This is a genomic window from Polaribacter vadi, from assembly GCF_001761365.1.
In the GTDB taxonomy this organism is placed as follows: Bacteria; Bacteroidota; Bacteroidia; order Flavobacteriales; family Flavobacteriaceae; genus Polaribacter; species Polaribacter vadi.
The window spans coordinates 1,641,194-1,665,000 of record NZ_CP017477.1; the positions used below are offsets into that span (position 1 = coordinate 1,641,194).

A 23,807-nucleotide genomic window follows, 5' to 3' on the forward strand; every position below is an offset into this window, starting at 1 on the left:
ACTTTGCACGATTAATAGATTCAAATTTTTAAAATAAAAAAGGAACAACACATTTTTACCTGTAAAAAACTGTCTAATCTGTATCAAAAGAAAATATTACCTTTATCAAATACAATTTTTAATCAACTACAATTATGTATAAAAAAATATTTCTTCTAGTATTATTAAGTATTTCCATCAATATTAATGCTCAAGAGACTGATGAGAAAGAAAAAAAATGGGACGTTAACAATCCTCATGAAAGTTGGCTGTATAATTCTTTTCAACTAGAAACCACAGAAGGAACTTGGATGAATTTAGATGTTTCTCCTGATGGAAAAACAATCGTTTTTGATTTATTAGGTGATATTTATTCGATGCCAATTTCTGGAGGCACAACAACGCTTTTACGTTCTGGGTTGGCATATGAAGTGCAACCAAAATTTAGCCCAAATGGAAAATATATTTCGTTTACAAGTGATGCTGAAGGTGGTAATAATATTTGGGTAATGACTGCTAATGGAAATGATGCAAAATCAATTACCAAAGAGAAAATGAGATTGCTAAATAATGCAGTTTGGACTCCAGATGGAAAATCTTTAGTGGCTAGAAAACATTATACTTCTCAACGTTCAGTTGGTGCAGGAGAAATGTGGCAATATCCACTTTCTGGAGCAGCAGGTTTGCAATTAACCAAAAGAAAAAATGATCAACAAGATGTAAATGATCCATCAATTTCACCTGATGGAAAGTATTTATATTATGCTGAAGATATGTATCCAGGAGGTTTTTTTCAATATAATAAAGATCCAAATAAACAGATTTACGTAATTAAACAATATAATTTTGAAACTGGAGAAACTGAACAAATTACGGGTGGTCCTGGAGGTGCTGCAAGACCTGTAGTTTCTAAAGATGGTAAACTTTTAGCATTTGTAAAACGTGTAAGAACAAAATCGGTTTTATATATTCACGAGTTAGAAACTGGCAAAGAATACCCAATTTATGAGAATTTAAGTAAAGACCAAAGTGAAGCTTGGGCAGTTTTTGGAGTTTATCCTCATTTTGCTTGGATGCCTAACAACAAAGACATCGTTATTTGGGCACAAGGAAAAATCAATAGAATTAATATTGAAAGTAAGCAGATTGCAAACATTCCTTTTCAAGTAAATACAGAAATTAAATTAGCAAAGACACACAAGGTAAAAAGAAAGGTTTTTCAAGAAAGTTTTTCATCAAAAATGATAAAAAATGTGCAAACTTCTCCAGATGAAACAACTATTGTTTTTACTTCTTTAGGACATATTTACAAGAAGGTTTTACCAGATGGAATCCCTACAAGAATTACAACCTTAACCGATTTTGAAGGGGAACCTAGTTTTTCTGCTGATGGAAAATCGATTTTATTTGTTACTTGGAATGATGAAAATTTAGGTGCGATTTACAAAGTAAATTTAGATGGTACTTTATTAGAAAAGATTACAGAAGAAAAAGGAATTTATAGAACACCTGTTTACAATCGCTCTAATTCTCAAATTGTGTATAGAAAAGAATCTGGAAATGGAGATCAAGGGTATGATTACACAAAAAAGACAGGAATTTATATTGCAAATGCAGATGGAACAGATGCTAAAAGAGTTGCTAAAGAAGGTGAATTCCCTGTTTTTTCTGCGGATGATTCTCGTATTTTCTATCAAACTGGTGGTGCTTTTTTTGGTGGCTTAACAAAAAAATTAAAAAGTGTCGATTTAAATGGAAAAGAGAAAAGAAGTCATTTTTCATCGAAATTAGCCAACAGATTAGTGCCTAGTGAAGACAATAAATTTGTAGCTTTTATTCATTTGCATAAATTATATGTGGCACCTTTTGTAATGAATGGTAGCGAAATTAATTTAGATAACAATACCAAATCTTTTAATGTAGAAAGCTTGTCCAAAAACGCAGGAATCAATTTGCACTGGGCAGCAAATAACAGCAAAGTTTTTTGGACTTTGGGTGATGAGTATTTTTCAAAATCAATCATAAATAACACAACAAATCCTTTTGCGAAAACCAATTTGGTTACTGATGATGTTGCAGGAATTAAAATCAACCTAAAAACAAAATCGGATCTTCCTGAAGGTAGAATTGCCTTTAAAAATGCACGAATTATTACGATGGATGGTAATGAAGTTATTGAAGATGGAACCATCATCATCCACAAAAATAAAATTGAAAAAATTGGTAAAACTTCGGATATTACAATTCCTGCTGATGCCAAAGTATATAAAATGTTAGGCAAAACTATTATGCCAGGAATGGTAGATGTGCATGCACATGTTGGTGCTTTCAGAAACGGATTAAGCACACAAAAACATTGGCAGTTTTATGCAAATTTAGCATTTGGTGTTACTACTTCTCATGATCCTTCTGTACACACAGCAGCTGCTTTTACGTTGGAAGAGTTACAAAAAAGTGGTCAATTAGTGGGACCAAGAATGTTCTCTACAGGTTTTATTTTATATGGTGCAGAAGGCGATTTTAAAGCTGTTGTAAATAATTTAGACGATGCTCGCTTTGCAATTGCTAGAACAAAAGCATTTGGCGCAAAATCTGTAAAAAGTTACAACCAACCAAGAAGAGAACAGCGTCAACAAATTATGCAAGCTGCAAGAGAATTTGGTGTAAATGTAGTTCCTGAAGGAGGTTCTAATTTCTACTCAAACATGTCTATGATTTTTGATGGACACACAGGAATTGAGCATAATATCCCTGTAAATCCTGTATATAAAGATGTTATTTCTCTTTGGAAAAATAGCGAAACTGGCTACACTCCTACTTTAATTGTAAATTATGGAGGTATGAATGGCGAATTTGAATGGTATCAAAAAACAAATGTTTGGGAAAATAAAACGTTGTTAAAATACACACCAAGATATGTGGTAGATTCAAGATCAAGACACAGAATTATGGTGCCTGAAGAGGAATACAAAAACGGACATGTTTTAACTTCTGAAACAGTTACTGCTTTAGCTAAGGAAGGTGTAAAAGTAAATTTAGGCGCTCATGGACAATTACAAGGTTTGGGTGCTCATTGGGAGTTATGGATGTTGCAACAAGGAGGTTTATCGAATCATGAAGCTTTAAAAGCGGCAACCATCAATGGTGCAAATTATATTGGTGTTGCTGATGAATTGGGTTCTTTAGAAAGAGGAAAATTAGCAGATTTAATCATTTTAGATAAAAATCCTTTAGAAGATATTAAAAACTCAAATTCTGTAATTTATACCATGGTTAATGGTCGTTTATATGATGTTGATACCATGAATGAAATTGGAAATTACGACAATAAAAGAGGCAAGTTTTATTTTGAATTAGATGGCTACAACCAAGGTTTTCCTGTAAATATGAAAACAAATAGTTTTACAACACCAACTTGTAGTTGTCATTAAGGAAAATATATTAAGACTTACAGTGTCAGGTTGAGCGCAGTCGAAACCTAAGTAGTTAGAGGTAAATAGTTCTCGACTGCGCTCGAACAGACATTCTAAACATTCCTATTCCTTTGGATAAATAACCAAATCCAGAGCAACATCAAACTCATTAAAATCATTAATTTTAGCAATAGGTTTAAAGAAATTTAAACCTATTTTTTTACACTCTTTTCTGCAATTGGCTAAAAATCGGTCGTAAAAACCTTTGCCATAACCAACTCTGTAGTTTTGTTCATCAGAAATTAAAAGTGGTACAAAAACTAAATCCAACTCTTTTTCTGAAACTTGTTTTGCGTTTTTGGGCTCTGGAATTCCGTATTTATTGAGTTCGATTATTGTGTCTTTTTCTAAATAAAAATGTGTTAAGGTGTTGTTTGTAAAATCACTTTTAGAAACTACAATTTTAATGTTTTTACTTCTAAAATAATCAATAATTGGTGTTGTGTCAATTTCTTTAAATTTTGCTAAAGTCAAAAAAATATGAATGGTTTTGATGTTAGATATATTTAACTCATAAATTTGCTGATAAATATTTTCTTGCAATTTCTGAATAACATCAAAAGACAACTCTTGCCTTTTTTGTTTGTATATTTTTCTGAGTTCGGATTTATTCATTTTATAAATTTTCTAACTCTTTTTGTGCTTTTTTAGTCAAACCTTTTACCACTAAATCATAAGAATGGTTGATGAGTTTTCTTAACAAATCATCAGAAACATCAGCATTATTAATTGTAACTGTATTCCAAAGTCGTTTATTCATGTGCCAACCTGGGTTTATGCCTTCAAATTCTTCTCTTAACACAATTGCTTTTTCAGGATCGCATTTTAGATTGATACTCTCTTCGCCTTTTTCCCACTTATCTAAACTACTTAAAGCGAACATTTTGTTCATCACTTTAAAAACCAATGTAACCTCATCAAAAGGAAAATGTTCTGTAACTCCTTTTTTGGCAATGCAAAAATCTCTTAATTGTTCTACGTGCATAGTTTTGTATAAAAATATGTTTTTACAATTTAAAAAAGTATCTTTAACTACCAAAATAAACAAGACTCTAAAATGGTAGAAGGTTTTTTAGAAAATACAACAATTATAGATTATTCTGATAAGAATTATCAAAAAACAAAATTTTTATCAATTTCTCAAGTGAATTTAACTCCACATGAAAATGGCACAAAATGGATAAACACGTATGGTTTAGCATATCAAAGTGATTTTAAAGCAATCATTTTAAATAATAAATTAGATGATTTTTTAATTAAACTTTTAATGGAAGATGATCATGCCACCAAAGTTATTTTATTAGAAGATTTAATGTTTGTAGCCATAAAAGTTTTAAAAACAGAAGGCAAAACTTTAGAAGATGAACAAATGATCTTTATGGTTTCGCCTCACTTTTTATGGAGTATTCAAGAAAAACCTGGCGATTATTTTAATTGGATTCGTGAACGTTTAGAAGGGCATAAAGGTATTGTTAGAAAGAAAAAAGCAGACTATTTACTGTACTTAATTATTGAAGCAATCATAGACAATTATCAAGAAACATATTTAAAACACGAAGAAATTAGTGATTCTAAATTAAATGCAACACATATAAAACCAACTCCAGAATTTACGTCTTTAGTTGAAAGTAGAAAACAAGAATTATTCAGTTTTAAAAAAGCTGCAATTAGCTTGAGAGACATGATTGTGAAGTTAGAAAAAGCTAAAATTAGAGGAATAGATGTTAAATATTTTAGTGAAATTAAAGAACAAACCAACAATTTAATTACCAATATCGATTTTGAATTACAAGAATTAGAAAGTAAGATCAACTTAATTTTTAGTATTCAAGGACATAGACTAAATGAGGTGATGAAAACATTAACTATTTTGTCTGTAATCTTTATTCCGTTAACTTTTTTAGCGGGAATTTATGGAATGAATTTTCACAATATGCCCGAATTAAAATCTGAAAACGGCTATTTTATTTTATTAGGAATTATGGTTTTAGTTACTGTAATTTCTGTTTGGTACTTTAAACGTAAAAAGTGGTTTTAATTTTCGTGACATAGATTTTACAGATTTTTACTATTGTTTGTAGGAAAATATTTTATCAATAATTTTAAACCTGTCAGGTTTTTAAAACCTGACAGGTCTTTTTTAATTATTTTTTCTGTTTAATAAACCACTCAACCTCAAATTTTTTCTTCAAAATGATTTCTCCTTTTTCATTAAGTAGATAACCTTTGTAATTATATTCGTTAAAAGTTTGTTTTAATACTGACTTAAAATCTAGAGGCGATGATATAGAATCGTAATTAATTTTTATATTTTTTTTTTGTTCTATTTCAGTTATTTTATGGAATCCCACTAATTCTAAACCTTTTTTATTCAAAGTACTAATTAGCTCTTTTTTTGATTCTTCAATTGCATTTTTTTCAACTTCAATTTTATAATTATGAAAATTATTTATCACTATTTTTTCTATAACAGAAGGTGACTTATTTAAGATTTTACTTTTTAATTCTGTATAAGTGTTTCTTTCGTAAACTTCAATATATTTAAAATCAATAAGCTCATTTTTATCTGAGTTTTTCCTATGTATTATTTTAATATTATCTAATTTATTAATTTCAGCAGTAATTTGCTCGCTATTTAATAACCCCATTTCTTCAAATAAATTTTGGTTAAACTTTTTACTTGATAGCACATTAATACGAATCAGAATAGTATCAGGAAATACAAAGAGCTTTTGTTCAGTTAGTGTTTTTACAGTTTTTTGTGCTTCCATAAAAATAGAATTAAAAAGTAAAAATAGACTCACGAAGTTTATAAGATACTTCATTATTAATGGTGTTGAAATTATTTTATAATTTCATATAAAACAGGCTTGCTTGGTGTAGCATCATTCTCAAAAGGTGCAATCATTAAATTAAGTAAATATTCACCATCTTCAACTGAATTTGGTACGTAAATAAACTCAGTAATTGTAGCATCCATTCTTATTTCGCCAGCTGTATTCCAAAAAGCATTATGAGATAATAGATTACCATCATCTTTCTCTTTATCTACTGATGGCAAATCAATTAACAAATGTTTTATACCTTTTTCTCTTAAATAAATAGCCGCTTTTTCAGACAAATACGTTGGGTTTGTATTTGAATATTGCATACTTTTTTTCTCTTCTAAATTAGGCAACGTTCTAATTACAATAGCATCGCGTTTTTTATTTCTTAAAGCTGTTTTTAATTGTTTAACGCCTATTATAAAATCTCCATTATGAAACAAAGGAGCAATGGTAACAACCTCTGCCAAAAAAATAAAATATTTTAAATTTTTATTAATAGAGTGTACTTTTTTTGTGATATGCCCAACACATTCTGTATGTGTAATGTGCGAATGTGGATTAAAATGGATATTGTTAAAATTAACAACTGCTCCTTCAGAAACCTTTACGACTTCTCCATCTATTACTTCAGGAAAAATCTTAGGTTCACCTACATACCAAGCATTCACATTTTTTCTTGAGACATCAATAGGAATTGAAATATCTATTGGATTAGAAATATTTACCTCTATTTTTCTTGAATTATATTCTATAGTTGCTTTCATTTATGCTGAACTTGTTTCAGTAATTTTTAAATATTTTATTATAATTTTATTATGCTAAATTTAGCATAAATAAATCTGATGCTAATCCATCAGACAAAAATTTTCCTTTTTTTGTGGTTTTTAAAACATCGTTTTCAATATACAATAATTCTTGTTTAATAAACTTTTTAGATTGCAATTGTAAGTATTTTGAATAATTTTCTCCAAAATCTCTTTCTATTTTTAATAAAGAAACACCCCAAATTGTGCGCAAACCTGTCATTACATATTCATTATAGCTATCTGTAACAGACAATGTTTCTCTTTGAATTGGTAATTCTTTTTGATTTATTTTTTTAATATAAATGGCATTATTTTGCACATTCCAACTTCGTTGTTTTCCGTTAAACGAATGTGCTGCTGGTCCAATACCCAAATACGATTTACCTAACCAATATGCAGAATTATTTTTACTGAAAAAACCTTCTTTTCCAAAATTTGATAATTCATAATGTATAAAATCTGCTTTGTTTAATTCTTCTGTAAGAATTACAAATTGTTCTTCTGCTTTATCATCATCTACATTTTTAATAACACCTTTCTTAATAAAGCTTGCTAAGGCAGTTTCAGGCTCTACAGTTAATGCATAACTAGAAATATGAGGCACTCCAAAACTTAATGCAGTTTGTATATTTGTACGCCATTGTTCGTTTGTACAATCTGGAATTCCGTAAATTAAATCTACAGAAATATTGCTAAAATATTGAGTTGCAAGTTGCAAAGATTTTATAGCTTCATCAGCATTATGTGCTCTATTCATCAATTTTAAATCGTGTTCAAAAAAAGATTGCACACCAATACTTAACCTATTTATTTTTGATTTAGAAAGCTCAATTATTTTTTCTTCAGATAAATCATCCGGATTTGCTTCCAACGTAATTTCTGGGTTCTCAACCACATTAAAATTACTATAAACAGCATCTATTAATCTATTTATTTCTTGGGTTGATAAAATACTTGGAGTTCCACCACCAAAATAAATGGTTTCAATAGTATCATTATTCAACTCACTTTTCCTTAAATCGATTTCTTTTATCAAACAATCTAATAACTCATCTTTCTTTTTTAAGGACGTAGAAAAATAGAAGTTACAATAATAACAAGCTTGTTTACAAAATGGAATGTGGATGTAGATTCCTGCCAAAATAGTTTTCAGTTTTCAGTTTCAGTTGGCAGTTTATATTGCGCCAAATTTACGTGGGTTATTAATCATATAATTTATCAATTTACCAACCTTTAAATTCTCTTTAAATAAATCTTCAAACTTTAGTTTATCAATATATTTACTTTCTAAAGCGAACAATAACAGGTAAAAGTTTCTGAATTTTCGGCATCAGAATCTGTTAATTTACTAACAAAATGTTTTGGATATCCTCTTTTTCTGTAAGCTTCAGAAATATTAGCAGAAACACTTCTAGAAAACCTTCTTATTTGATCAGTTAGTGAATATTTTTCGTCTTTGGGAAAAGATTCTGATAGCTCAAAAATTTTCATTGCCAAAGAAAAGGACTTTTTAAAAGCTAATAAATCTGTAAAACTCATAAATATTTTATTTTAAAATCCCAACTGAAAACTGCTACTGCTACTGAAAACTAATACTGCCAACTACTTCTTAACTCTCTTCTCATTCTGTTTCACAAAACTTGCCCAACCTGTATAATTTTTGCCTCCCACAACTTTTCCTGAATTGTAAAAATGACAAACTGCAGCTGCTAAACCATCTGTGGCATCTAAATTTTTTGGTAAGGTTTTTAAATTTAAAAGCGATTTTAACATCAATGCAACTTGCTCTTTACTAGCACTTCCATTTCCTGTAATTGCCATTTTAATTTTCTTTGGCAAATATTCTGTAATCGGAATCTCTCTAGACAATCCAGCAGCCATTGCTACTCCTTGTGCTCTACCTAATTTTAACATCGATTGTACATTCTTGCCAAAAAAAGGTGCTTCAATCGCAATTTCATCAGGATTATAGGTATCAATAAGTTCTATGGTTCTTTCAAAAATGAGTTTTAATTTTAAATAATGATCTGTATATTTTGTGAGCAATAATTCATTCATTTGAATAAATTCCATCTTTTTACCGACAACTTTTATGATACCAAAACCCATAATCGTTGTCCCAGGATCAATCCCTAAAATTATTTTTTCTACTTTCAAAAAACGCTATCTAAACTTAAAAAAATGTTTCTAAAATAACTTCTGCATTGTACCATAAAAGCACAACTATAATCAAAATGATCACTAAAAAAAGTCCTTTTTTAGGTTTTGATTCTTTCTTTTTCCCGAATTTTCTTTTGATTTCCATATTATATATTTAATTAGAAATTATGTGTGAATTTAAAAATGTTCTCGATTCAATTTTGATAAAAAATAAAATCACTCAAACTAATAAACTGTAACTTTTCACAAAAACTGTATACTGCCAACTGAAGACTAATTTACTGCCTACTTTTAACCGCTCTTAACATTTCTCTTTTTCCTGGAGGGCCAGCCAATCTTTCTACAGTAAAACCAACAGTTTGCATGGCTCTTCTAACACTTCCTTTTGCAGCATAGGTTGTTAAAATACCACCTACTTTTAACGCTGTAAACATTTTTTGAAAAATTTCTTCTGTCCACAATTCAGGTTGATTTGTAGCTCCAAAAGCATCAAAATAAATTACATCGAAAGTGTTTTCATCATCAATTTCATTAAAAAACTGCTTTCTTTTTGTTAAGTTAAAATTATCTGAAATTGTTTGTTTTTCATCCCAAGAAGTTGTGTGCATTTCATTAAAAACTAACTGATTATTTTCTGCTTTTAATTCTGCTACGTAATTTAATTTTTCAACTTCATCTGCTGCAACTGGATACGCTTCTACTCCAACATAATCAATTTTTATATTCTTTTTATCAGCTTCTAAAAAAGTGATAAATGCGTTTAAACCTGTTCCAAAACCAATTTCTAAAATTGAAAGATTAGTTTGAGTACTTTCCTTTTTTTGAGAAATTGTATCCATAAACTTTTCAAAACCTGCTTTTATAAAAACATGATATGCTTCTTGGATAGCTCCATGTTTAGAGTGATATTGCTCATTCCAATCTGGTAAATGAATGCTTGTAGAACCATCAGAAGTTATAAAAATTTCTCTTTTCATCTTATTGAATCAGTAACTTTTTAATTTTTGGAATTGGCCCAATACATGTGGTTTTATGGCAAGCAATACAACTATTAATAGTGTTGTTATGCATCAACTTTAAAGAATCTTTATCGGTTTCAAAAACAATTTTATAATTCTGTAAATAAAAATCTGAATAGCCTTTAAAAGCAACATCTCTATCTGTTGGATCTGTTAAAGTTGCTGTATGAATGTTTAAAAATTCTTCTGAAAATTTAGTTGGTTTTTTCCCTTCTAAAATCAGTTTCTTGTTTTCTAAATTGGCATCATACATTTTTAACATTAAAACCGCCATTTCTGACGGTTTATAAATAGTATTTTTTGTGATAACTGGTTTTTTATCTTCTTTAGATACGCATCCAAAGAACATAAAAACCAAAAAAATCTGAAATAAATATTTCATTATTTTTTTAATAAAACACCATTTGCTTCAAAAGCGAATTCTTTTTTAGGTTCTGTAATTAAAGCAATTTCTTCTTTTGTTTTTCCTGCATCTTCTGCATAATGTTGCAATTCTTCCACTGAAGTTTCTTGTACAAATGCTTTTCCTTCTATAATAACTTCTCTGTCTTTAGCATCTAAAGGCATAAAAAAACCATAATCTTTAAAACGAACCATTGTTTCCTCTTCGCCAACTGGCAATTTCATCCAACATCCTTTTTTAGAACAAACTTCGTTTATTTTTGATGCAAATTTTGCGTTGATAGTATCACCTACTTTCATATCGCTGAATTTTGCCAACATTTCATCAGAAGTCATTACATTTTCTTCACTTATTTTATCACCATAAGAATCGAAATTCATAGCGATTTCAGTCCCTTCTTTTTCAGAAGTTTTTTCTACTTTTTCGTTTTTACAAGCTCCAAAAACTAATAGTGCAACTGCACAAAATTTGATTACATTTTTCATATTATAATTATTTAACACATTTATTACAAAAGTAATAAATTTAAGAAGAAATACGCTGATTTCTTTCAGATTTGAATAAATAAATTTAGTACATTTGTACCATAAATTTTGATAAAAAAATGACTGAAAATATAGAAATTCAACGCGTTAAAGAATCGAAAATTTCTTCTGTAGATTTTGATAATCTTCCTTTTGGAAGTGTTTATTCTGACCACATGTTAACATGTGATTACATAGATGGTAAATGGCAAGCTCCTAAAATTGAGCCTTTTGCACCAATTTCTTTAAATCCTTCTGCAAAGATTTTTCATTATGGTCAATCTATTTTTGAAGGGATGAAAGCTTATAAAGATGATAAGGGTAATACATTACTTTTTAGACCTTTAGAAAATTGTAAGCGTTTAAATAAATCTGCAGAACGTTTAGTTATTCCGCAAATTCCTGAAGATATTTTCATGGAAGGGTTAAAACAATTATTAAAAGTTGATAATGATTTTATACCAACCAAAGAAGGAAGTTCTTTATACATAAGACCTTTTATGTTTGCTTCTGGAAACGGTTTTCATGCTTCGCCTGCAGATGCTTATAAATTTATAATTTGTACAGCTCCTTCTGGTGCTTATTTTGCTGGTAAAGTAAAAGTTTTAATTGAAGAAAAATATGCACGTGCAGCAAATGGTGGTGTAGGTTTTGCAAAAGCTGGTGGTAATTATGCAGCGCAATTTTACCCAACACAATTAGCCATCGAAAAAGGATACAATCAAGTAATTTGGACAGATGATAACACACACCAATTTATTGAAGAAGCTGGTGCTATGAATATTTTTGTAAGAATTAACGATACTTTAATTACGAGCCCAACAAGTGATAGAATTTTGGATGGAATTACACGTAAAAGTATTTTACAAATTGCAGAAGATAATGGCATACAAACTGAAGTTCGTAAAATTTCTGTTGGTGAAGTTGTAGAAGCAGCAAAAGATGGAAGCTTAAAAGAAATGTTTGGTGCAGGAACTGCAGCTGTTATATCACCAATTGCTGGTTTTGGATATCAAGAAAATGATTTTGATTTACCAGAATTAGAAAATCCGTATGCAGCTCAATTAAAAAAATTAATTACAGATATACAAACAAATAAAACAGAAGATCCTTATGGATGGAGAGTTTTTGTTTAAAATTTAAGATTCAGTTTAAAATAGCAATGTTATTTTATCAACTGTAATTTTTAAAAATATAGTATAGAAAAGCATCAATTTTAAAGTTGATGCTTTTTTTGTAGATAAAAAAAAGAATGTATCTTTAGTAAAAGTAAAAAATCAGTCAAAATGAAAATAAACGCAATACTCTTCTTCGTTTTTTTAGGTATAATTAGTTGTCAAAAAAAGGAAATTAGTTCTATTAATGAAGAAAATTGGTCGAAAAGAAAAGCTGTAATTTCAACTAAAGATTCTTTAGAATATGGAAAATCTTACCTTTCAATATACTCTCAAATTTACAGTGTTTCAGAACATAAAACGCATAATTTAACAGCGATGGTTAGCTTAAGAAACATTAGTGATACAGATACGATTTATGTTTTACAAGCAACCTATCATGATACGCATGGCACTTCTTTGAGAAATTATTTTAAAGCTCCAATTTATTTAGCACCTTTAGAAACTACTGAAATTATTATTGATGAAGTCGATATCTCTGGAGGAACAGGTTCTAATTTTATCTTTGAATGGAAAATACCAAAAAATTGCCCTGAACCTTTGTTTGAAGGCATTATGAACTCTACAGTTGGGCAACAAGGCTTGTCTTTTACAACACAATCTTTGCGTATAAAATAGCTGTATGATATTTTTTTTAGAATATTTTATTGTTATTGCTTGATTTTTATTCACTTTAATCATACAAATCCTGCACTTAAAAAAATAGTAAAGAAAGAATAGCAATTGAAAAATTAGGATTTCGTTTTGCAAATGGACGTGATAATTATGCCTTATAATTATTTATTTTGTATCTTCATAAATCATCAAAACAGATTATTTTTTAGCGTAAAATATATTTTTCAGAAATGTAAAACATAACTGAATTTACTATAATTTTGTATCAACTAAATCAAGTTTTTAAAACTATATATGAACAAATATGTTGTTGTAAATCAAGTAGAAAAATGGAAGTTTTCAATTGAAAACATTACTGTAATTTCTTCTCAAGAGTATCTTACAAATCCAAAATATTCCCTTTTAAAAAAAGCTCGAATCTTTAATCTTTGTAAAGATTATTCTTACCAATCTAAAGGATATTATGTATCGCTTTTGGCAGAAGCAAGAGGACATTCTGCAATACCAACCATTAAAAATATTGTAGATTTAAAAGCATTAGAATTAGTACGAATTGTTTCTGAAGAGTTTGATGACAGCATTCAAAATAGTTTGAAAAACATAAAATCGAGAGATTTTACCTTAAGTATTTATTTTGGGCAAAATGTGGCACAAAAATATAAAGAAGTAAGTTCTTTGTTCTACAAACATTTTCAGGTACCTTTTTTGCGTGTAAAGTTTAATCACACCACAAAATGGAACATCCAAAGTATTAAAGCTATTGCAGAATCTGAAATTCCTGCAGATCATTTAGAAAGTGTGCATGTTTTTGCAAACCAATATTTTTCTAAAAAACGTTATGATACTCCAAAACTCACAAAATCGGATTTTGATTTGGCAATTTTGGTAAATCCTAATGATCCTGCACCTCCAAGCAACGCAAAAGCGTTAAAAAAGTTTGTAGAAATTGCAGAGAAAATGAATATTTATGCAGAAATTATTGAACCTAAAGATTTAAGTAGATTAACTTCTTTTGATGCTTTATTTATAAGACAAAGTACAGAAGTGAATAACGAAGCCTATGCTTTTGCACGAAAAGCGCAACAAGAAAGCATTGCTATTATAGATTATCCTGATGCTATTTTAAAATGTTGCAATAAAGTCTACATGGCTGAAGCTTTAAATAATGCAAATATTGCGACTCCAAAAACAATTATTGTTCATAAAGATAATAGAAACGAAGTTTTAGAAAAAACAGGTTTGCCTTGTGTATTAAAGGCTCCAGATTCTACATTTTCTTTTGGTGTTAAAAAGGCAAAAACTGTTGAAGAATATGATGATTTGGTAACAAGTATGTTAAAAGAATCTGACTTGATTATAGCTCAAGAATTTTGTCCTTCAGATTACGATTGGAGAATTGGAATTTTAGATGATGTGCCTTTTTATGCGTGTAAATATTACATGGCAAAAGGACATTGGCAAATTTACAATTGGGATGCTAAAAAGAAAGATGATCAAGATGGAAATGCAGATTGTTTGCCAATTGAAAAAGTGCCAAAAAAAGTATTAAAAATGGCATTAAAATCAGCAAAATTAATGGGGAAAGGTTTGTATGGAATTGATATAAAAGTTGTTAATAATGTGCCAATGGTTATCGAAATTAACGACAATCCAAACATCGATTTTGGTGTAGAAGATGCTTTTTATGGTGATGCCATTTATACTCAAATTTTAAACGCATTTAAACAACGATTAGAATAATTATGGGCAAAAAATATCATTTGTTTGAAGTATTTGGTATTGAACTAGAATATATGGTAGTTCAAAAATCAACCTTAAAAGTAACTCCAATTGTAGATGCTCTTTTAACCAAAAAAAATGGAACTTTAACGTCGGATATAGAAAATGGCGAGATTGCTTGGAGTAACGAATTGGTTGCACACGTTATCGAAATAAAAACAAATGGACCTACTGCAAATTTGAATGATTTATCAAATCATTTTCATAAAAATGTGGTGGAAATGAATACGATTCTACAAAGTTTAAATGCGCAATTATTGCCAACTGCTGCTCATCCATTTATGAATCCAAATACAGACACACAACTTTGGAAACATAGTTATAGTGAGGTGTATGAATTGTACAACAGAATTTTTAATTGCAAAGGTCATGGTTGGAGCAATGTGCAAAGCACACATATAAATCTTCCTTTTTATAATGATGAAGAATTTGAAAAACTACATGCTGCAGTTCGAATTATATTGCCATTAATTCCTGGTTTGTGTGCAAGCTCACCAATTTTGGAAGGTAAAAAAACAGGTTTTAAAGACACACGTTTGGAGTATTACAAAACCAATCAGAAAGAAATTCCTGAAATGACAGGCAAAGTAATTCCTGAAAATGTGTTTACCAAAAAAGATTATTATACAACTATTTTTGAGCCGATTCAAAAAGCGATCAAACCTTTTGACACAAATAATTTATTAGATCATCATTTTTTAAATTCTAGAGGAGCAATTTCTCGTTTTGACAGAAATGCCATCGAAATTCGTTTGGTAGATATTCAAGAATGTCCAAAAGCAGATATTGCTATTTGTACCTTAATTATTGAGGTTTTAAAAATGTTAGTGAGTGAAAAAACAAGCACTTTAGAAACTCAAAAAAACTGGGATAAAGAACCTCTTTTTGCAATTTTAAATAATGCAATCATTAATGGAGAGAACACTGAAATTTTAAATTTAGATTATTTACAATTATTTGGAATCAAAGAAAACTGCACTATGCAACAACTTTGGCAACATCTTTTTAATTTGGTGAAAAATGAAATCTGTTTAGAATACCAAAAAGCACTTGAAACTATTTTAACACAAGGAACTTTAGCTACCAGAATTTCTAATGCTTTACAAGATGATTTTTCTAAAGAGGATTTATTAAAAACCTATGAAAAATTAGCAAACTGTTTGCAAAATAATGAGCTTTTTACTTCGTGAAACTAATTCTTACTTGCGAACATGGAGGAAATGTAATTCCCGAAAAATATACTGACTATTTTGATAAACATCAGGCTATTTTAAAAACCCATAGAGGTTTCGATTTAGGTACTTTAGATTATTTTAAGCACTTAAAACCGTTGGCAGATTTTAGTTCTTTTAGCAAAATAAATAGATTATTAATAGAACTCAACAGATCTTTACATCACAAAAATCTATTTTCAGAATTCACAAAAGAATTGCCTTTATCAGCAAAAAAAGAACTGATTGCCGAACATTATTTGCCTTACCGAAATTCAATTGAAAATGAAATTTCGAAACACATCAACGAGAATGAACTTGTAGTTCATCTTTCTATTCATTCTTTTACGCCAGTTTTAAATGCTGTAGAAAGAAATTGCGATATTGGTTTATTGTTCGACTCTAGAATTGCGCAAGAAAAACAACTAGCTTCTTTTTTAAAAGAAACTATTCTATCTAAAACTACCGATTTTAAAGTTCGATATAATTATCCTTATTTAGGAAAAATGGATGGTTTTACAACCTATTTGCGAAAACACTTCCCTAAGAATTATGTTGGAATTGAAATTGAAATCAATCAAAAATATGCAGAAGATAATAACAATAAAATGATTTTAAAGAATGTTTTATTTGATGCTATTTCAACGTTAAAAGTCAATAACTTCTTATAAAAATACTTTTATAGTTTTGGATTGATATATGTATCAAACTAAATTAATTCATAAAAGTTTTAATAATTTATTTATTAATCGTAATATTGCAATATAATAATTAACATCAAAAAAATGGGCGTAACAAAAACAGAAATGTTTACAGATGAACAAAATAAAATTTCTCTTTTTGCGAAAGTTTTTGGACATCCTGCAAGAGTTTCTATTTTACAGTATTTATTTAAAATAAATTCTTGTGTTTGTGGAGATTTAGTAAACGAGATTGGTTTGGCTCAACCAACCATTTCTCAACATTTAAAAGAGCTTAAAAATTTAGGACTTATAAAAGGAAATATAGAAGGCACAAGCGTTTGCTATTGCATTCACAAAGAAAATTGGACGGAAATGAAGACAATAATGTCAGAATTTTTAAATCAAGATCTTAGCAAAGATCAGAATTGCTGTTAAAAAAATTTGAATACATTAATCGTAAAATCGCAATAAACAAATATATCATGAAATTATCAGAAGTAAAATCCGCATTAAAAGAATTAGAAACTATTGGTTTTGAATTACCAAATGGAGAATTAGTAGCCAGCCATTTTCATGTAACAGAAGTTGGTAAAATCACAAAACATTTTATTGATTGTGGTGGAGTTGAAAGAAAGGAAGAAGTTGTAAACTTTCAACTTTGGAATGCAAATGATTATGATCACAGATTGCATCCAGAAAAATTATTAAATATTATTGAGCTTTCTGAAAAGACGCTAAATATAACAGATTCAGAAATAGAAGTTGAATACCAAGCAGAAACCATAGGGAAATTTGGTTTGGAATTTAATGGGAAAAATTTCTTATTAACCAATAAGCAAACAGATTGTTTAGCAAAAGATGCATGTGGAATTCCTGTTGCAAAGAAAAAAATTGAAATTTTAGATATTCCTGCTGTAAATTCTTGTGCTCCAGGAAGTGGTTGTTGCTAAACTTAAATTATTAATCAACTTACATAAAAATGAATTCAACTAAAACAAAATTATTTTCAGAAATAGAAAATACAATTAAAGGATTGCAGCCTGCATCTATACCTGAAGAACGTAAAACTATTTTACAACCTTTAATTGATTTTATTCAACATAAAGTTGCTCATCAGCAAGAAATTAGAATCAATTTTATTTGTACACATAATTCACGAAGAAGTCATTTATCGCAAGTTTGGGCACAAACAATGGCAAATTATTTCAACATTAAAAACGTGTTTTGTTATTCTGGAGGCACAGAAGCAACTGCCCTTTTTCCTATGGTTGCAGAAACTTTAAGAAATTCAGGTTTTCAAATCCAGCAGATTTCAAAAAATGAAAATCCTGTTTACAGTATTAAATATGCTGATGATGAACATCCAATCATTGGATTTTCAAAAAAATTAGATGACGAATTTAATCCAAAATCTAACTTTGCTGCAATAATGACTTGCTCACAAGCAGATGGTGGTTGTCCATTTATTGCTGGTGCAGAAAAACGTATTCCTATAACTTTTGAAGATCCAAAAGTTTTTGATAACACTGCTCAACAAGCTGAAAAATATAAAGAAAGAAGTTTACAAATTGCGACTGAATTATTTTATGTTTTTTCACAAATAAATTGATAAAAGGAGGCTTTAGAAACTACTATTCAAAATAAAAAGTAATTATGGAATACAAAATTAAGGCTTCATCCATTTCAAATAAGGACGCGAATATTCAGATAAAAAAAAGTGAAATAGCTTTTGGAACAACTTCGGAATCTGCTGAAGTTTTGCCTAATCCTGCTGAACTTTTTTTAGGAGCTTTTGCATCCTGTATGTTAAAAAATGTGGAGCGATTTTCAATAATGATGAAATTCACATATTTAAAAGCTGAAGTTAATGTATCTGCATCAAGAGCAGAGAAACCTCTGAAAATGGACAATTTAAATTACAAACTAACTATTTTTAGTTCAGATGACAATTTAAATATTTTATTGCTGAAAAAAAACATTGAAAAATTTGGCACAATCTATAATACTGTAAAATTATCTTGTACCATAAATGGAGTTGTTTTACAGAATAAAACGTTTTAAATAAATAAAAACAAATATGAAAAAACTAAGTTTTTTAGACAAAAATTTAACTTTATGGATTTTTGTTGCGATGGCTTTTGGTGTTAGCCTTGGCTATTTTATTCCAACATTTCCTAATATTATCAACTCTTTTAGTAGTGGATCTACAAATATTCCGATTGCAATTGGATTAATTTTAATGATGTATCCACCATTGGCGAAAGTAAATTATGCCTTACTTCCAAAAGTTTTTAAAAACACAAAAATACTTTCCATTTCACTTATTTTAAATTGGATTATTGGTCCTGTTTTAATGTTTATTTTGGCAATTACGTTTTTACGAGATTATCCAGAATATATGGTTGGCTTAATTTTAATTGGGTTGGCAAGATGTATTGCAATGGTTTTGGTTTGGAACGATCTTGCTGAAGGAAGTAGCGAATATGGAGCAGGTTTGGTTGCTTTAAATAGTATCTTTCAAGTTTTTGCCTATAGTTTTTATGCTTGGATTTTTATAACTGTACTTCCTCCCTATTTTGGTTTTGAAGGTGCTATTGTAGATATTTCAATTGCAACCATCGCAGAAAGTGTTGCCATTTACTTAGGAATTCCGTTTTTATTAGGAATTTTAAGTCGATTAATTTTGGTAAAATTAAAAGGTGAAGATTGGTACATCAATAAATTTATTCCAACAATTTCACCCATCACTTTAATTGCGCTTTTATTCACAATTGTAGTCATGTTTTCTTTGAAAGGAGAGTTAATTGTAAAAATACCAATGGATGTTTTAATTATTGCAGTTCCTTTATTAATCTATTTTATATTGATGTTTATCATCGGATTTTTCATGACCAAAGCATCTGGAGCTGATTATGATAAAACTGCCTCTGTTGCATTTACTGCAGCTGGCAATAATTTTGAATTAGCAATTGCTGTAGCTATAGCTGTTTTTGGACTAAATTCTGGACAAGCTTTTGCAGGCGTTATTGGTCCTTTAGTAGAAGTACCTGCTTTAATTTTGTTGGTTAAAGTTTCTTTTTGGTTGCGAAAAAAGTATTTTAAAAATATAAAATCTTAAAATCTTTTACATCAAAAATTACATTTACATATTAAAATAAAACCTTTGTGTAGTAGAATTTGCTTCACAAAGGTTTCTTTTTTAAGTTGATAAAATTCTAGAAAATCAATATAATTAATCTTCCAAAATTTTACTGAAATCTGGTTTAAAATAATTCGGACCTTTTAAAACCTTACCATCTTCTCTGTAAATTGGTTTGCCATCTTCACCCAATTTACTCATATTAGATCGTTGAATTTCATTAAAAACTTCCTCGATTTTATCTTGCATTCCATGTTCTATAATTGTGCCACAAAGAATATATAACATATCTCCTAAAGCATCTGCAACTTCTACAATATCGTTGTTTTGAGCAGCTTCTAAATATTCTTCATTTTCTTCTTTCATCAACTCAAAACGTAATTTTTTTCTATCATCAGAAATATGAATCGTTGGTTTATTTTGAATATTTAATTTGAAAGCTGTGTGAAATTCGTGTACTGCTGCTATTTTGTTTTTCATTATTGTTATTGATTTTTAAATAAAATATTTTTCATTTTTTATGCTGAAAAAAAATCAACCTTAAAAAATGACAAAGACGAATTAAAACTTTTTTTGTGAATCATAAAAGAGAAGTTTCTATGATTTATTCGTAATTTTGCAAGGACAATATATAGAAACTTTACGAACATTTAAAACTTCGTAAAGTTGAATAATTCAAAACTTATAAAGAATTTAAAAAGATGTTTTTAGCTGCATATTTTACTACTGGAAGAATAATATTCATCATCTTTTTTGTTTTAGCTTTTGGAGCTTTAATAGTTTGGAGTTATAAAAAAGATACTAAAAACCATGATCGTTATTACAAAAACGCAGGAAAAAAGGTATTAATTTATGGTGGCTTAATTATTGCCATTTTTGTAGCTATTCGTTTTATTTTCGGGAATTAAAATAATTTCTTGTATATTTTCTAACTCAAGAAATTGTTTTTGACCACTTTGTCTATAAAACTTTCACTTATTTAATTGTCTTATATTTTTTAGTCTTTTCCAAGCTTTCATATGGATTGTAGTATAAATTACAAAACAACCAATATCTAACAAAAAATAGAAAAAGCTAATACCACTTGGAGGGTTGTTACTTGGTAAAAATTCAAAAATACCAAAGGCTATTTCTGGCCATTTCCAAGAGCCAAAAGCTGTTCCACCAATTTCTAAAACAACTACTAATAAATACATTGTTAAGAAAAAAAGTTTGTGTTTTGGTTGTATCCAAAGAATAAGAAGCACACCAATTGTCATAAAAAAACCAAAGACATCAAAAAATGCTATTAAATAAATTGTAGCAATTATTATAATTAAGAATGTTAAGAAAGATTCAATTGCTTTCTGATGTTTTTTAACGATGGATGCTTTGCTAAATCTAAATATTCTAGCATATAATACTCCATGACCAAAAGGCACATAAAGTGGCACATTTTCTAATCTATACGTATACATGTGCAATATTTTAGAAAAGAAATGTTCGCCAATAAATCCTAGAATTACACCAATAATCATTAATGTTCTTACTCTAGGGTTTGCTTTATAGAACATTGCAAAGAAGGCTAATATCATGCATACATTTAATGTATTTTGAGCCTCGAATATGTTTTCATTAAAATAAGTACCATCAAAAAAAAGAAAGAAAACAGCAATGATAAAAAAGACGACCTCTTTGAAGAAAACACCAAAAATTCGCTTTAAATCTTCTTTTGGAACTTGTAAAATTTGCATTAATTTGGGTATTTAAAACAATCTGTTGTATGATCATTTACCATTCCAACTGCTTGCATATATGCATACATAATTGTTGAACCTGTAAATTTAAATCCTCTTTTTTTTAAATCTTTGGATAATTTGTCTGAAATTTTTGAGGTTGCAGGCACTTCTTCTCTACTTTTAAAAGTATTGATAATTGGTTTATTATCTACATAAGTCCACAAAAATTTAGAGAAAGAACCAAACTCCTTTTGAATTTCAATAAACAATTGTGCATTTGTAATTGCGCTTCTTATCTTTAATTTATTTCTGATGATGCCAGCATTTTGCATCAATTCATTAAACTTATTTTCTTGATATTTTGCTATTTTTTGGTAGTCAAAATTATCAAAAGCTTTTCTAAAATTTTCTCTTTTGTTTAAAATGGTTATCCAACTTACACCAGCTTGAAAGGTTTCCAAAATCAAAAACTCGAACAAAGTTTCATCATCATAAACAGGTTCTCCCCATTCTTTATCATGGTAATCTTGATACAATTTACTATCAGTTACCCAAAAACATCTTTGTTTCATTTAGTTGATTTTTATCGATTTTATGGCTGTTTGTCTTTCATTTACATACTCAAAAGTATCATCGCCAAAAAAACCAGCTTCCTCCAACATAATTCTAATATCTTTATTCCATTCTTTTATAAAAACAGTTGTATTTAGCTCAATTGCATAGGCAGTATTTTTTTGAAGTGGATAATCTCCATTAAAAGGAACGCCATTTTGAGAATCCCACATTCCAATTGTGGTTCCTGTAGAATGTCCATATTTTCCTAATGGATGTGTATAAATTGATGGCAATAATCCTTCTTCTTTTCCTTGAGATAAAGATTGAGCGAGAATTTCATTTCCTGTTAATCCAGATTTCATAGTACTCGTTAAAATATCTTGAACACGATTTCCTTTCTTGAAAGCATCTTTTAAAAATTGAGGAACCTCAGTTTCATCATCCTTTAAGATATAAGCATGCTGTTGGCAATCTGTATTTAAACCAATATAAGTGATGCCAAAATCGCAATGCAATAAATCACCTTTTTGAATTATTTTTTCGTCTTTTCCTTTAGAAAAAGATTCAATATGAGATTTTAAGGCTTCGTTATTTCTTTGAACATCAATCGTTGGATGAAACCAAGTTTCCAAACCCAAATCCGTAACTTTTTGGCGTAAATACCAAACTAAATCTTCTGTAGTAGTTTCACCAGAAATAATTGTTTTTTCAGAAAAAGTTTCATCAATGATATCATGTGTTATTTTTACCAAATCTCTGAATAAAGCTAGCTCTTTTTCAGTTCTAGTTTCTATCCAAGCAATGCCTAATTTTTCTGCGGATATTAATTTATCACTTAATTCTATAGGTAAATTTTCTACTAATTCATCATAATCAGTTTTTACCAAACCATCTGCCAAAGCAAAATGTTTAGACATATTAATGCCAATAGACTTAGGATTTCTCTTCTTTATAATTTCTGCCAAAGCTTTCCATTGGTTAGGTTCTTTTTCTTTGTCCCAAGCAGATTTAATACTTTTACCAAAATCATATCTTGCAACAGCTAATCTTTCTAATGTGTTTTTTTCTTTATTTCGATAAAAAATAATGATGGTTCTTCTTCTTGCATTTAACCAAGTTGCAGGTAACATCGTTTTTAAAATAGGGTCTTCATTATATTCTCTGGAAATTAATAGCCACATATCAATATTGGCTTTATCCATTAACTCTGGGAGTAAATTTGTAAATCTATCTTCTAAAAGTTCATCCTTTAAAGAAGCTCTATCTTGTTCTTTTAAAATTGAATACTTAGTAGAGTCTGCTTTTCTTATATCGCAAGAAAATAAAATGCAAAAGATTAGTAAAGCAACAAATTTATATTTCATATAAATATTTTAAGTTTTAAAATTAATATTAATAGAATTAAAATCCTTATATTTTGGAATAATTTTTGAATATATTATTACTTTACTAACTTAAAAGAGGCGTTAACTCATTTTAAGTTTTCAAAGAAAGAATACTAAACTACTTTTGAAATATAATAATATATTAATTTTAAAAACATACATATGAAATTTTTAAAACAACTACTTTTTATATTCACAATCGGAATTTTGTTATGGTCTTGTGGCTCATCGAACCTAAATAATACAACAAAAAAAGAAGAACCTGTTGTAATTGCAAATGATAGTTTAGAATATGAAATTATAATAATTGACCCTGGTTTTACTGCATTTTTAAACAGTATTGCACAACCTGAAG

General features: G+C 28.9%; 28 protein-coding genes and 1 pseudogene (1 of these 29 cut by a window edge). 14 read left to right on the forward strand and 15 right to left on the reverse strand.

Annotation, left to right across the window (positions count from 1 at the left end):
* The first annotated feature begins 134 nt into the window (after positions 1-134).
* The gene (locus tag LPB03_RS07310) at positions 135-3,410 is read left to right on the forward strand and encodes an amidohydrolase family protein (RefSeq protein WP_065318545.1); all 3,276 of its coding nucleotides are present in this window, start codon (positions 135-137) and stop codon (positions 3,408-3,410) included.
* A gap of 105 nt (positions 3,411-3,515) precedes the next feature.
* Here LPB03_RS07310 and LPB03_RS07315 read toward each other — a convergent pair whose 3' ends face one another.
* Complete coding sequence (locus LPB03_RS07315) at positions 3,516-4,067, reverse strand: 5-formyltetrahydrofolate cyclo-ligase (RefSeq protein ID WP_065318544.1); 552 nt, start codon at positions 4,065-4,067, stop codon at positions 3,516-3,518.
* Position 4,068: 1 nt separating this feature from the next.
* On the reverse strand, positions 4,069-4,437 hold the full coding sequence (locus tag LPB03_RS07320; RefSeq protein ID WP_065318543.1) for an MmcQ/YjbR family DNA-binding protein: 369 nt from the start codon (positions 4,435-4,437) through the stop codon (positions 4,069-4,071).
* A gap of 72 nt (positions 4,438-4,509) precedes the next feature.
* On the opposite strand from LPB03_RS07320, the gene LPB03_RS07325 reads away from it, so the two are divergent.
* Positions 4,510-5,490, forward strand: coding sequence for a CorA family divalent cation transporter (locus LPB03_RS07325; RefSeq protein WP_065318542.1), 981 nt, complete (start codon positions 4,510-4,512; stop codon positions 5,488-5,490).
* A gap of 106 nt (positions 5,491-5,596) precedes the next feature.
* On the opposite strand, the gene LPB03_RS07330 is transcribed toward LPB03_RS07325, so the two are convergent.
* The 9 genes and pseudogenes from LPB03_RS07330 to LPB03_RS07365 all read right to left on the reverse strand — a co-directional run bounded on the left by LPB03_RS07330 (position 5,597) and on the right by LPB03_RS07365 (position 11,153).
* Positions 5,597-6,223: a hypothetical protein gene (locus LPB03_RS07330; protein WP_065318541.1), complete on the reverse strand. Its 627-nt coding sequence runs from the start codon at positions 6,221-6,223 to the stop codon at positions 5,597-5,599.
* A 71-nt stretch (positions 6,224-6,294) separates the two neighbouring features.
* Entirely contained in the window at positions 6,295-7,044 is a 750-nt protein-coding gene (locus LPB03_RS07335; protein WP_065318540.1) for a cyclase family protein, read from the reverse strand.
* 49 nt (positions 7,045-7,093) lie between these two features.
* On the reverse strand, positions 7,094-8,227 hold the full coding sequence (hemW, locus tag LPB03_RS07340) for a radical SAM family heme chaperone HemW (protein WP_065318539.1): 1,134 nt from the start codon (positions 8,225-8,227) through the stop codon (positions 7,094-7,096).
* 33 nt (positions 8,228-8,260) lie between these two features.
* Positions 8,261-8,625: pseudogene (locus tag LPB03_RS07345) on the reverse strand (four helix bundle protein).
* Positions 8,626-8,688: 63 nt separating this feature from the next.
* Positions 8,689-9,243, reverse strand: a complete 555-nt coding sequence (gene ruvC / locus LPB03_RS07350; RefSeq protein ID WP_083187030.1) for a crossover junction endodeoxyribonuclease RuvC — start codon at positions 9,241-9,243, stop codon at positions 8,689-8,691.
* A gap of 16 nt (positions 9,244-9,259) precedes the next feature.
* On the reverse strand, positions 9,260-9,391 hold the full coding sequence (locus LPB03_RS16880) for a hypothetical protein (protein ID WP_262502065.1): 132 nt from the start codon (positions 9,389-9,391) through the stop codon (positions 9,260-9,262).
* 133 nt (positions 9,392-9,524) lie between these two features.
* Complete coding sequence (gene mnmC2, locus LPB03_RS07355; protein ID WP_065318538.1) at positions 9,525-10,223, reverse strand: tRNA (5-methylaminomethyl-2-thiouridine)(34)-methyltransferase MnmC2; 699 nt, start codon at positions 10,221-10,223, stop codon at positions 9,525-9,527.
* Position 10,224: 1 nt separating this feature from the next.
* Positions 10,225-10,647, reverse strand: coding sequence for a hypothetical protein (locus tag LPB03_RS07360; protein ID WP_065318537.1), 423 nt, complete (start codon positions 10,645-10,647; stop codon positions 10,225-10,227).
* A complete protein-coding gene (locus tag LPB03_RS07365; RefSeq protein WP_065318536.1) occupies positions 10,647-11,153 on the reverse strand; it encodes a DUF4920 domain-containing protein in 507 nt (168 codons plus the stop codon). Before LPB03_RS07365 ends, LPB03_RS07360 begins: the two co-directional genes overlap by 1 nt.
* 119 nt (positions 11,154-11,272) lie before the next feature.
* On the opposite strand from LPB03_RS07365, the gene LPB03_RS07370 reads away from it, so the two are divergent.
* The 10 genes from LPB03_RS07370 to arsB all read left to right on the forward strand — a co-directional run bounded on the left by LPB03_RS07370 (position 11,273) and on the right by arsB (position 19,773).
* Positions 11,273-12,328, forward strand: a complete 1,056-nt coding sequence (locus tag LPB03_RS07370) for a branched-chain amino acid aminotransferase (protein WP_065318535.1) — start codon at positions 11,273-11,275, stop codon at positions 12,326-12,328.
* Positions 12,329-12,478: 150 nt separating this feature from the next.
* Complete coding sequence (locus tag LPB03_RS07375) at positions 12,479-12,985, forward strand: DUF3124 domain-containing protein (RefSeq protein ID WP_065318534.1); 507 nt, start codon at positions 12,479-12,481, stop codon at positions 12,983-12,985.
* Positions 12,986-13,276: 291 nt separating this feature from the next.
* Complete coding sequence (locus tag LPB03_RS07380) at positions 13,277-14,722, forward strand: RimK family ATP-grasp domain-containing protein (protein ID WP_065318533.1); 1,446 nt, start codon at positions 13,277-13,279, stop codon at positions 14,720-14,722.
* A 2-nt stretch (positions 14,723-14,724) separates the two neighbouring features.
* Complete coding sequence (locus LPB03_RS07385; RefSeq protein WP_065318532.1) at positions 14,725-15,951, forward strand: glutamate-cysteine ligase family protein; 1,227 nt, start codon at positions 14,725-14,727, stop codon at positions 15,949-15,951.
* On the forward strand, positions 15,948-16,643 hold the full coding sequence (locus LPB03_RS07390) for an N-formylglutamate amidohydrolase (RefSeq protein WP_065318531.1): 696 nt from the start codon (positions 15,948-15,950) through the stop codon (positions 16,641-16,643). The genes LPB03_RS07385 and LPB03_RS07390 overlap by 4 nt, the downstream gene beginning before the upstream one ends.
* Positions 16,644-16,757: 114 nt before the next feature.
* Positions 16,758-17,090, forward strand: a complete 333-nt coding sequence (locus LPB03_RS07395; protein WP_065318530.1) for an ArsR/SmtB family transcription factor — start codon at positions 16,758-16,760, stop codon at positions 17,088-17,090.
* Between the two features lie 47 nt (positions 17,091-17,137).
* Entirely contained in the window at positions 17,138-17,605 is a 468-nt protein-coding gene (locus tag LPB03_RS07400; RefSeq protein WP_065318770.1) for a DUF6428 family protein, read from the forward strand.
* Positions 17,606-17,634: 29 nt separating this feature from the next.
* Complete coding sequence (locus LPB03_RS07405; protein ID WP_065318529.1) at positions 17,635-18,264, forward strand: arsenate-mycothiol transferase ArsC; 630 nt, start codon at positions 17,635-17,637, stop codon at positions 18,262-18,264.
* 44 nt (positions 18,265-18,308) lie between these two features.
* The gene (locus LPB03_RS07410; protein WP_065318528.1) at positions 18,309-18,716 is read left to right on the forward strand and encodes an OsmC family protein; all 408 of its coding nucleotides are present in this window, start codon (positions 18,309-18,311) and stop codon (positions 18,714-18,716) included.
* Positions 18,717-18,732: 16 nt separating this feature from the next.
* Positions 18,733-19,773, forward strand: a complete 1,041-nt coding sequence (arsB, locus tag LPB03_RS07415) for an ACR3 family arsenite efflux transporter (protein WP_065318527.1) — start codon at positions 18,733-18,735, stop codon at positions 19,771-19,773.
* Between the two features lie 114 nt (positions 19,774-19,887).
* Here arsB and LPB03_RS07420 read toward each other — a convergent pair whose 3' ends face one another.
* Positions 19,888-20,274, reverse strand: coding sequence for a pyrophosphohydrolase domain-containing protein (locus tag LPB03_RS07420; RefSeq protein WP_065318526.1), 387 nt, complete (start codon positions 20,272-20,274; stop codon positions 19,888-19,890).
* 221 nt (positions 20,275-20,495) lie between these two features.
* Here LPB03_RS07420 and LPB03_RS07425 point away from each other — a divergent pair, with 221 nt between their 5' ends.
* A complete protein-coding gene (locus LPB03_RS07425; RefSeq protein WP_065318525.1) occupies positions 20,496-20,702 on the forward strand; it encodes a hypothetical protein in 207 nt (68 codons plus the stop codon).
* Between the two features lie 63 nt (positions 20,703-20,765).
* Here the strand turns inward: LPB03_RS07425 and LPB03_RS07430 are convergent, their stop codons facing one another.
* Genes LPB03_RS07430 through LPB03_RS07440 form a run of 3 tightly spaced genes read right to left on the reverse strand, consistent with a single transcriptional unit; the run spans position 20,766 to position 23,431 of the window.
* Positions 20,766-21,527 (reverse strand): hypothetical protein, encoded by a 762-nt coding sequence (locus tag LPB03_RS07430; protein ID WP_065318524.1) that lies wholly within the window; start codon positions 21,525-21,527, stop codon positions 20,766-20,768.
* The gene (locus tag LPB03_RS07435; protein WP_065318523.1) at positions 21,527-22,084 is read right to left on the reverse strand and encodes a DNA-3-methyladenine glycosylase I; all 558 of its coding nucleotides are present in this window, start codon (positions 22,082-22,084) and stop codon (positions 21,527-21,529) included. The genes LPB03_RS07430 and LPB03_RS07435 overlap by 1 nt, the downstream gene beginning before the upstream one ends.
* Positions 22,085-23,431: a M24 family metallopeptidase gene (locus LPB03_RS07440; protein ID WP_065318522.1), complete on the reverse strand. Its 1,347-nt coding sequence runs from the start codon at positions 23,429-23,431 to the stop codon at positions 22,085-22,087.
* Between the two features lie 183 nt (positions 23,432-23,614).
* Here LPB03_RS07440 and LPB03_RS07445 point away from each other — a divergent pair, with 183 nt between their 5' ends.
* Positions 23,615-23,807, forward strand: the beginning of a protein-coding gene (locus LPB03_RS07445; RefSeq protein ID WP_065318521.1) for a DUF6146 family protein. It continues 239 nt past the right edge of the window; 193 of the gene's 432 nt are visible here — the first part of the coding sequence; its start codon is at positions 23,615-23,617; its stop codon lies beyond the right edge, outside the window.

Excerpts from the sequence above, each read along its gene's own strand:
- LPB03_RS07405 (WP_065318529.1), top strand. The coding sequence starts at position 17,635 with ATGAATTCAACTAAAACAAAATTATTTTCAGAAATAGAAAATACAATT.
- LPB03_RS07420 (WP_065318526.1), bottom strand. The coding sequence starts at position 20,274 with ATGAAAAACAAAATAGCAGCAGTACACGAATTTCACACAGCTTTCAAA.
- LPB03_RS07370 (WP_065318535.1), top strand. The coding sequence starts at position 11,273 with ATGACTGAAAATATAGAAATTCAACGCGTTAAAGAATCGAAAATTTCT.
- LPB03_RS07425 (WP_065318525.1), top strand. The coding sequence starts at position 20,496 with ATGTTTTTAGCTGCATATTTTACTACTGGAAGAATAATATTCATCATC.
- LPB03_RS07360 (WP_065318537.1), bottom strand. The coding sequence starts at position 10,647 with ATGAAATATTTATTTCAGATTTTTTTGGTTTTTATGTTCTTTGGATGC.
- LPB03_RS07335 (WP_065318540.1), bottom strand. The coding sequence starts at position 7,044 with ATGAAAGCAACTATAGAATATAATTCAAGAAAAATAGAGGTAAATATT.
- LPB03_RS07385 (WP_065318532.1), top strand. The coding sequence starts at position 14,725 with ATGGGCAAAAAATATCATTTGTTTGAAGTATTTGGTATTGAACTAGAA.
- LPB03_RS07395 (WP_065318530.1), top strand. The coding sequence starts at position 16,758 with ATGGGCGTAACAAAAACAGAAATGTTTACAGATGAACAAAATAAAATT.
- LPB03_RS07380 (WP_065318533.1), top strand. The coding sequence starts at position 13,277 with ATGAACAAATATGTTGTTGTAAATCAAGTAGAAAAATGGAAGTTTTCA.
- arsB (WP_065318527.1), top strand. The coding sequence starts at position 18,733 with ATGAAAAAACTAAGTTTTTTAGACAAAAATTTAACTTTATGGATTTTT.
- LPB03_RS07330 (WP_065318541.1), bottom strand. The coding sequence starts at position 6,223 with ATGGAAGCACAAAAAACTGTAAAAACACTAACTGAACAAAAGCTCTTT.
- LPB03_RS16880 (WP_262502065.1), bottom strand. The coding sequence starts at position 9,391 with ATGGAAATCAAAAGAAAATTCGGGAAAAAGAAAGAATCAAAACCTAAA.
- LPB03_RS07375 (WP_065318534.1), top strand. The coding sequence starts at position 12,479 with ATGAAAATAAACGCAATACTCTTCTTCGTTTTTTTAGGTATAATTAGT.
- LPB03_RS07325 (WP_065318542.1), top strand. The coding sequence starts at position 4,510 with ATGGTAGAAGGTTTTTTAGAAAATACAACAATTATAGATTATTCTGAT.
- LPB03_RS07400 (WP_065318770.1), top strand. The coding sequence starts at position 17,138 with ATGAAATTATCAGAAGTAAAATCCGCATTAAAAGAATTAGAAACTATT.
- mnmC2 (WP_065318538.1), bottom strand. The coding sequence starts at position 10,223 with ATGAAAAGAGAAATTTTTATAACTTCTGATGGTTCTACAAGCATTCAT.
- LPB03_RS07315 (WP_065318544.1), bottom strand. The coding sequence starts at position 4,067 with ATGAATAAATCCGAACTCAGAAAAATATACAAACAAAAAAGGCAAGAG.
- LPB03_RS07435 (WP_065318523.1), bottom strand. The coding sequence starts at position 22,084 with ATGAAACAAAGATGTTTTTGGGTAACTGATAGTAAATTGTATCAAGAT.
- LPB03_RS07320 (WP_065318543.1), bottom strand. The coding sequence starts at position 4,437 with ATGCACGTAGAACAATTAAGAGATTTTTGCATTGCCAAAAAAGGAGTT.
- LPB03_RS07440 (WP_065318522.1), bottom strand. The coding sequence starts at position 23,431 with ATGAAATATAAATTTGTTGCTTTACTAATCTTTTGCATTTTATTTTCT.
- LPB03_RS07365 (WP_065318536.1), bottom strand. The coding sequence starts at position 11,153 with ATGAAAAATGTAATCAAATTTTGTGCAGTTGCACTATTAGTTTTTGGA.
- LPB03_RS07310 (WP_065318545.1), top strand. The coding sequence starts at position 135 with ATGTATAAAAAAATATTTCTTCTAGTATTATTAAGTATTTCCATCAAT.
- LPB03_RS07410 (WP_065318528.1), top strand. The coding sequence starts at position 18,309 with ATGGAATACAAAATTAAGGCTTCATCCATTTCAAATAAGGACGCGAAT.
- LPB03_RS07430 (WP_065318524.1), bottom strand. The coding sequence starts at position 21,527 with ATGCAAATTTTACAAGTTCCAAAAGAAGATTTAAAGCGAATTTTTGGT.